The 1,626-nt window shown below is 30.6% G+C and carries 2 protein-coding genes; both read right to left on the bottom strand.

What is annotated here, in order from left to right; genetic code table 11:
* Positions 1–620: hypothetical protein (locus AM506_RS21575; RefSeq protein ID WP_152968653.1), on the bottom strand; the 620-nt coding region annotated here is incomplete at its 3' end.
* Positions 617–1,477 carry a multinuclear nonheme iron-dependent oxidase gene (locus tag AM506_RS21570; RefSeq protein ID WP_060675132.1) on the bottom strand — a complete coding sequence of 287 codons (861 nt, stop codon included), beginning with the start codon at positions 1,475–1,477 and terminating at the stop codon, positions 617–619. The genes AM506_RS21570 and AM506_RS21575, both read right to left, overlap by 4 nt.
* Positions 1,478–1,626 lie beyond the last annotated feature (149 nt).

The raw sequence follows: 1,626 nt of genomic DNA, 5'->3' as shown, positions 1-1,626 counted from the left end.
AAATATTCTTTCTGGAAGAATATTTTCGTTTCAGATTTTTGTAATGCCTCTAAATCTTTTATGTTATCAATTTTAAAGTCTGATTCAATTAATGGTCCTAAATCGTAATTAAAAGTTTTTAATTCAAAAGGTTCCTTCAGGTATATAGGCTTATTTAAATTTAATGATTCCTCATTTAATATATCTACCTCGTTTGCATAAGAAAGATTGCTCATTATTGAGGAGTACTCAGCAATTTCAATTAATACTTCAGGAAGATCTTCATCTAAAACATAGTACTTAAAGAATTCAAAAAATCTTTCAGAGTCTAATTTTCTTCCTAGTGTTCCAGATACTTCTTTTTTAACAAATGATGACAATACTTCATCATCACGTTCCAGAGTTTCTAATATAATAAATAACTCTTGATAATCAGCGCGACGCTTACCTAGCCTTTCTTTTGTGGTATTTAATGCACCTTTCTCCAGTGAGAGAAAATCAATTTTTCTTGCTAGCTTTATTTCATCAGAAGTGAGGCAAAACCTTTCAAAAACCCTATCTTGCTTTATCTGTACCTCATTACGCACGTTCTCATCTCTAAAAAAACTTGAAATCATTGTTTGTAAATTAACTAATGTCATAACTTAATCACTTCCTTATTAAAAAAAAGATCCTTGGACCATTCGAGGTACTTAATAAAATCTTTAGGCTCCGCTATCGAATTTGTTTCAGTCTCTAACTCCCAAACTAAGGCATTTGGTTTTACTTTTTTTTCTTTAGCTAAATAATCTAAAACATCAAAATGTAACTGTTGTTTTTTTTCTAGGCTGCCATAAGTGGAGTCTGGAGTAATTTTTTGCTCTTCTAGATTCCCCAATGGACAATGAATTTGTGCAATCTTTGAAGTCTCTAATTCATCAATAAATTTATAATGATCAAATTCAGGGTAAAACCTTTTCGACATACTCATATTTTCAACGCTTAATAGTAATTTACTGTCAGTTCTTTTAAGAACCTCGTTAATAAATTCAGTATGGGTAAAATCCCCAACATCATTGTACATATTTACAACATTTTCAATTAAAAGTGGCCTTTGGATTTTTTTATTCAAAATAGAAATTTTATCGCATATTATGTTAAGCGATTCCTCGGTCAAAATAGGTAGAACTAACGTACCTGCTTGAACTCCTGATACTCCAGTAAAACATAAGTGCTCGCTATACCATGGAGCGTCTGCATTATCGATTCTTTCTTTCATACTATTTACCAGCTTCTCATTAAGTGGTCCATCTGTAGCTAAAGAAGCTGCCGCCGAGTGAAGTAACAGAGGCTTTTTCAACTCTTTTTTTACCCTTTTAATTGCATTAGGATTTTCTGAAAAATGAATGAGTAACAGCTCATAAAAATCAACATCGTTACTAACATGCTCTAAATAATTCTTGTACTTTTCTGAGTAGTGGATTAATAGTCCTACTCCTAATTCAGGTAACTTTTTCACTTAGATCACTCCTTTTTTTCTTATATTATAATTTCGCTAATAGGGGTTAACCCGCCTATGAAAATTTCAAAAAAAAATAAAATAGTAAAATCCACTTCTTTATTTTATTTTTTTGAAATTATTAGGATAATTATTTTTAAGCACTAAAA

Source organism: Rossellomorea vietnamensis, assembly GCF_001305855.1.
In the GTDB taxonomy this organism is placed as follows: Bacteria; Bacillota; Bacilli; order Bacillales; family Bacillaceae_B; genus Rossellomorea; species Rossellomorea vietnamensis_A.
The sequence above is the reverse complement of the archived record's forward strand: the minus strand, read 5'-3'. Positions and strand labels throughout refer to the sequence as shown.